Genomic DNA, 5,666 nt, shown 5'->3' on the forward strand with positions numbered 1-5,666 from the left:
CGCCCGCCCGTGACGGCCTGGCTTCGCCCGCTTGGCCCGGGCGCGGGGCGCTGCGGGTGGGTGCCCGCGTTTTCCGCCCGCCCGTGACGGCCTGGCTTCGCCCGTTCGGCCCGGGCGCGGGGCGCTGCGGGTGGGTGCCCCGGGTTTTCCGCTGCTACCGCGGCGGTGTTTCCCGCCCGCCCGTGACGGCCTGGCTTCGCCCGTTCGGCCCGGGCGCGGGGCGCTGCGGCTGACTGCCCCGGGCTTTCCGCCGCTGCCGCGGCGGTGTTTCCCGCCCGCCCGTGACGGCCTGGCTTCGCCCGCTTGGCCCGGGCGCGGGGCGCTGCGGGTGGGTGCCCGCGTTTTCCGCCGCTGCCGCGGCGGTGTTTCCCGCCCGCCCGTGACGGCCTGGCTTCGCCCGCTTGGCCCGGGCGCGGGGCGCTGCGGGTGGGTGTCCGCGCCTTTTGTCGTTGCCGCGGCGGTGTTTCCCGGCCGCCTGCTGCACTCCGGGGAGGGACCCTTCCCGCGGCGGGGGCGGGTGGGCGGGTCTGCGTGGCGGTGAGTACTGGGGCCCTTCGGCCGTGGGGCCGGGCAGGCGGCTCGGTGTGGAGTGCTGCGGGTGGGTCTCCCCGCCTTCTGCCGCTGCCGCGGTGGTGTCTCCCCCCGGCCTGGGGTGGCACCCTTCCCGTGGTGGGGGCGGGTGGGTGGGTCCGGGCGGCGGTGAGTACTGGGGCCTTGGCTGAGGGCGAGTCCGGCGTCGTGGCGTGCGCGCCGTGGCGTGGGTGCCCTGGCGTGGGGTGCTGGGGGCCCGCTGGGCGAGTGGGGCTCCCCTGTTCGAGCGAAGCCGAGAGCTTGGGGAAGGCGTGGGCACAGCCCTAGGTGCCGCTCGGCTGGTGCAGCGGCTGTGCCGCCGGTGTGCCCGGTGGTTCTCCCGTCCGCCCGGTGCCGCCTGGCCTCTCGCGGGGCGGGGGAGGGTGGGTGGGACTGCCCGCTGCCGCTGGGGCGGGACGGGTGGGCACAGCCCCAGGTGCCGCCTCGCCTGTTCAGCGGCCGCGTGGAGGCTTCGTCGGCTTGGCCGCCTCCGTGCCCGGTGCGGCGTAGACCTCCGCCGGGCCGCCCTCGGGCGGGTCGCCCAGGGCCGCCAGGGCCCGGCGCGCGGCCGGGGCGCCCAGCGGGGAGAAGCTCGGGTGCACCCGCAGGGCCAGGGAGAGGTGCCGCCGCGCGGCCCCGTACCGCCCCAGCTCCCGCTCGATCATGCCCCGGTGGTAGGCGAACACCGCGCTGCGCGGCCCCTTCTCCATCGCCTCCTCGGCCAGTTCGAGCCCGGCCTCCGAGTCCCCGGCCCGGTGCAGCGCCCAGCCGAGCGCGTCCGCGTTCCGCGGGCTCCCGTGCCGCTCGAACTCCGCCCGCAGCCGCCGCACCGCGGCCTCCGCGTCCCTGTGGTCCGCCTCGAACAGCCCGAGCACCCACTCGTGGTTCACACCCCCGCGCCGGGCCTCCCGCACCCGCGCCCGCAGGACGTCGTACTGTGCCCGCGCGGCCGGCATCAGCTTCAGCGACTCGTACACCTCGCCCAGCTCCAGGGCGTAGACGGGCTCGGGCCACCGCTCCAGCGCGCTGCGGTAGGCGCGCAGCGCCTCCGACGTGCGGCCGAGCGCCGCCAGGGCGCGCCCCTTCGCGGCGAGCGAGGGATGGTGCCCGGGATCGGCCGCGAGCGCCGCCTCGGCGTAGCGCAGCGACTCCGCGGGCTCCCCGCGCTCCCAGGCCAGCTCCCCGACCCGGTGCAGCGCCGCGGCCCGCTCGGCCGGGCCCCGGGCCAGGGCCGCCGCGTCGGCCAGCTTCGCCGCCGCGTCCTCGCGCCAGCCCCGGTCCCGGTAGACGAGGCCGGACCAGGTCATGACGGCGGCCCCCGACGTCAGGTCCCGGAGCTTGTCGAGGGACCGGCCCACGGCCTTGGCGGCCCCGAGCCCCCGGTAGGCGTCGATGAGCACCGGGTACGTCGCCCACCGCTTCGGCGCGAGCCGCGCCGCCCGCTCGCCCCACGTGCGCGCCGCGCGGTGGTCGTGCCGCGCGTTGGCGAGCGCCGCGAGCCCGGCCAGGGCGTCCACGTTCCCCTCGGGCGCGGCCTTCAGGGACGTCCGCAGCGCGCGCTCGGCCTTCGGGTACGACGCGAAGTCCCCGGTGCGCAGGCCCCGTTCGACGTACGCCGTGCCGAGCACCGCCCACGACGGGGCGTCCCCCGGATGCGCCCGCAGATGGGCCTCGCGCTCCCCGATGAGCGCGGCCAGGTCGGGCAGCGCGGCCGGGGCCCCGGCACCCGCCGCGGCGAGCGCCCGCCCCGAAGGCCCGAGCGCGGGCCGCGCCGCCCGCTCCTCGCCCCAGGGCACGCACACGAGGACCCCGCCGAGCACCGCGGCCCCAGCGACGGACGCCACCACCGCGCGGCGCCGGGCCCCGCGGGGGCGGCGCGGCCGCCTCCCCCCGCGCAGCCGCTCCCCGCTGAGCAACTGCGCCAGGGACCCGGCCGGACCCAGCGCGGGGACCTCGGGCGCCGCCTTCGGGGCGTTCGGTTTCTGGGTCTCCATGGCGCAACTGTGCGTCAATACGAAGAGTGCGTCCCGGCACGTGAAGGGCGCCGCACACGGGTTCACACCGATGGCCCCCGGGTGCGAGGCTGTGATCATGAGCAGCGCCCTCGTCGAAGCCCTCCGGGCGGGACTGCCCGCCGACGCGGTCCTCACGGACCCCGACGTCACCTCCTCGTACGCGCACGACATGGCGAGCTTCTGCGACGCCGGCGCCCCGGCCGTGGTCGTCCTGCCGCGCACCGTCGAGCAGGTCCAGCACGTCATGCGCACGGCCACCGCGCTGCGCGTGCCGGTGGTGCCGCAGGGCGCGCGCACCGGCCTGTCCGGCGGGGCCAACGCCAGCGACGGCTGCGTCGTGGTGTCGCTGGTCAAGATGGACCGCATCCTGGAGATCAGCCCCGTCGACCGGATCGCCGTCGTCGAGCCCGGCGTCGTCAACGCCACGCTCTCGCGCGCCGTCGCCGAACACGGCCTCGCCTACCCGCCCGACCCGTCGAGCTGGGAGATGTGCACCATCGGCGGCAACATCGGCACCGCGTCCGGCGGCCTGTGCTGCGTCAAGTACGGCGTGACCGCCGAGTACGTCCTCGGCCTCGACGTCGTCCTCGCCGACGGCCGCCTCCTGCGCACCGGCCGCCGCACCGCCAAGGGCGTCGCCGGGTACGACCTCACGCGCCTGTTCGTCGGCTCCGAGGGCAGCCTCGGCATCGTCGTCAGGGCGGTCCTCGCGCTGAAGCCGCGCCCGCCCCGGCAGCTCGTGCTGGCCGCCGAGTTCGCCTCGGCGGCCGCGGCCTGCGACGCCGTCTGCGCCGTCATGGCGAAGGGCCACCTGCCCTCGCTCCTGGAGCTGATGGACCGCACGACGATCCGGGCCGTCAACTCCCTGGCGCACATGGGCCTGCCCGAGACCACCGAGGCGCTGCTCCTGGCCGCCTTCGACACCCCGGACCCGGCCGCCGACCTCGCCGCCGTCGGCGCCCTGTGCGAGGCCGCCGGGGCCACCCAGGTCGTCCCGGCGGAGGACGCGGCCGAGTCCGAACTCCTGCTCCAGGCCCGCCGCCTGTCGCTCACCGCCCTCGAAGCGGTCAAGGGCACCACGATGATCGACGACGTGTGCGTGCCGCGCTCCCGCCTCGGCGACCTGCTCGACGGCGTCGAGCGCATCGCCGAGAAGTACGCCCTGACCATCGGGGTCTGCGCCCACGCGGGCGACGGCAACACGCACCCCACCGTCTGCTTCGACGCGGCCGACCCCGACGAGTCACGGCGTGCCCGCGAGTCCTTCGACGAGATCATGGCCCTCGGCCTGGACCTCGGCGGCACCATCACCGGCGAGCACGGCGTCGGCGTCCTGAAGAAGGAGTGGCTGGCGCGCGAACTCGGGCCCGTGGGCGTCGAGATGCAGCGCGCCGTCAAGGCCGCCTTCGACCCGCACCACCTCCTCAACCCCGGCAAGCTCTTCTGAGCCCGCTCACCTCGTCCCGCCCCCGCGGCGGGCGCTCCCCGGGCGGCTGCGCTCACTCACCGTCCTTGGACTCGTCCGAGGGCCACGGGTCGCGCAGCCACAGCTCGTCGGCGCGGCCAGGGGTGGGGGTGAGCAGCTCGGCCAGGCCGTCGTCGATGCCGAGCCGCTCGACCTCAGAGCCCGGAGGGACCACCCGCAGCGTCCGCTCCAGCCAGGCCGACACGGCGGGCGCGGGCGCCTCCAGGAGGGCGTCCCCGTCCGGCGAGCTCAGCGCCATCAGGACCACCGAGCGGCCCTCGACCTTCGTCGGCCACACCCGCACGTCACCGTGGCCGCACGGCCGGAACACCCCCTCCACCAGCAGCTCCCGGGCGAACGTCCAGTGCACCGGGTTCTCCGAGCCGATGTGGAAGGCGATGTGCACGGCGTAGGGGTCGTCGGTGCGGTAGGTGAGCCGGGCCGGGACGGGGACCACGCGTTCCGGGGACAGGACCAGTTTGAGCTCCAGCTCGCGTTCCACGACGGTGTACATGTCCGCGCTTCCTCTCTCTTGTCTCGCGTCTGACCGCGGGCCGTGGGACGGGCCCGCGTAGAGCGAGAGCGCGGAAGGCGCCGGGCATTACGCGACTTCGGGAAAGTTTTCCGAAGGACGTCCCCGGACCCCGTACGGACGTCCCCGGACCCCGACGGGTGGCGTCCCCGGACCCCGTACGGACGCCCCAAGGACCTCGAACGGACGTCGTACGGGCGTGCCGTGGGCCTCGTACGGGCGTGCCGTGGACGTGGCCGGAGGGGACGGGGAGGAGGCCGGGGAGGAACCGTGCACGGAAGGGGGCGGTGCGGCGGGAGCCGCCCGGCGGGACGCACCGGTCTGATAGATGTGGAGCCTCACACGACCCCCGAGCAGATACGGGACGACGGACATGAGCGCCCCAACCCCGGCCCCCGGCGACGACAGGCCCCGCGAAGGCTACTACCCCGATCCGTCCATCCCCGGCTACGTCCGGTACTGGAACGGCACGGCCTGGGTGCCCGGTACGAGCCGTCCGGCGCCGTCCGACGGAGAGCCCCTGCCCGCGCCGCCGCGCGCGGTCGCGGTGCCCGCGCCGAAGGTCGAGGAGACCGGTCCCGTCTTCTTCGACGAGGAACCGGAGGGCGTCGCCCAGTCCGAGGAGCCCGCCGCCGACGCCGAGCAGGAGCCCCCGTCGGCCTGGGCCGCGGACGCCGCCCGCCAGAGCGGGCTCGGCGGGGAGCAGGACCAGCGGGTGTCGTGGGGCGCCCCCGAGCCGCGCGACCCGAGGCTGTCCGCCGAGCCCGCGGCCCGCGCGGACGGCGCCGCGCCGGGCACCGCCCGGGGCACCGCGCACCGCGTACCCGCGCAGGCCCGCACCGAGAACGGCCCGGACGGCGCCGAGGCCCCCGGCGCGAGCGGCGGCCCCGCCGTCAAGCCGGGCACGCCGGCGCCTCCCACCGGCGAGGGAACGGTCACCTTCCGCCGCCCCACCGGACCGGTGAAGCCCGCGGGCCCGGCCACCCCGGACGCCGCCGCCGGGGCGGAGGGCACGATGGCCATCAGGGCCCTGCGCGCCAAGCCCGCCCCGGGATCGGGCCCCGCGGCGCCGACGCCCCCGGCC

Annotated in this window: 4 protein-coding genes; 2 read left to right on the forward strand and 2 right to left on the reverse strand. The window is 77.1% G+C overall.

Annotated features, from left to right (window positions below; all coding sequences use genetic code 11):
- Window positions 1–1,022: 1,022 nt before the first annotated feature.
- A complete protein-coding gene (locus IE330_RS28050) occupies window positions 1,023–2,564 on the reverse strand; it encodes a tetratricopeptide repeat protein (RefSeq protein ID WP_190138937.1) in 1,542 nt (513 codons plus the stop codon).
- Window positions 2,565–2,661: 97 nt separating this feature from the next.
- Between IE330_RS28050 and IE330_RS28055 the strand changes: the two genes are divergently transcribed.
- A complete protein-coding gene (locus IE330_RS28055; protein ID WP_190138938.1) occupies window positions 2,662–4,032 on the forward strand; it encodes an FAD-binding oxidoreductase in 1,371 nt (456 codons plus the stop codon).
- Window positions 4,033–4,084: 52 nt separating this feature from the next.
- On the opposite strand, the gene IE330_RS28060 is transcribed toward IE330_RS28055, so the two are convergent.
- Window positions 4,085–4,564 (reverse strand): SsgA family sporulation/cell division regulator, encoded by a 480-nt coding sequence (locus IE330_RS28060; protein WP_190138939.1) that lies wholly within the window; start codon window positions 4,562–4,564, stop codon window positions 4,085–4,087.
- Between the two features lie 391 nt (window positions 4,565–4,955).
- On the opposite strand from IE330_RS28060, the gene IE330_RS28065 reads away from it, so the two are divergent.
- Window positions 4,956–5,666: DUF2510 domain-containing protein (locus IE330_RS28065; protein WP_190138940.1), on the forward strand; the 711-nt coding region annotated here is incomplete at its 3' end.

This window comes from Streptomyces longispororuber, from assembly GCF_014656095.1.
Taxonomy (GTDB): domain Bacteria; phylum Actinomycetota; class Actinomycetes; order Streptomycetales; family Streptomycetaceae; genus Streptomyces; species Streptomyces longispororuber.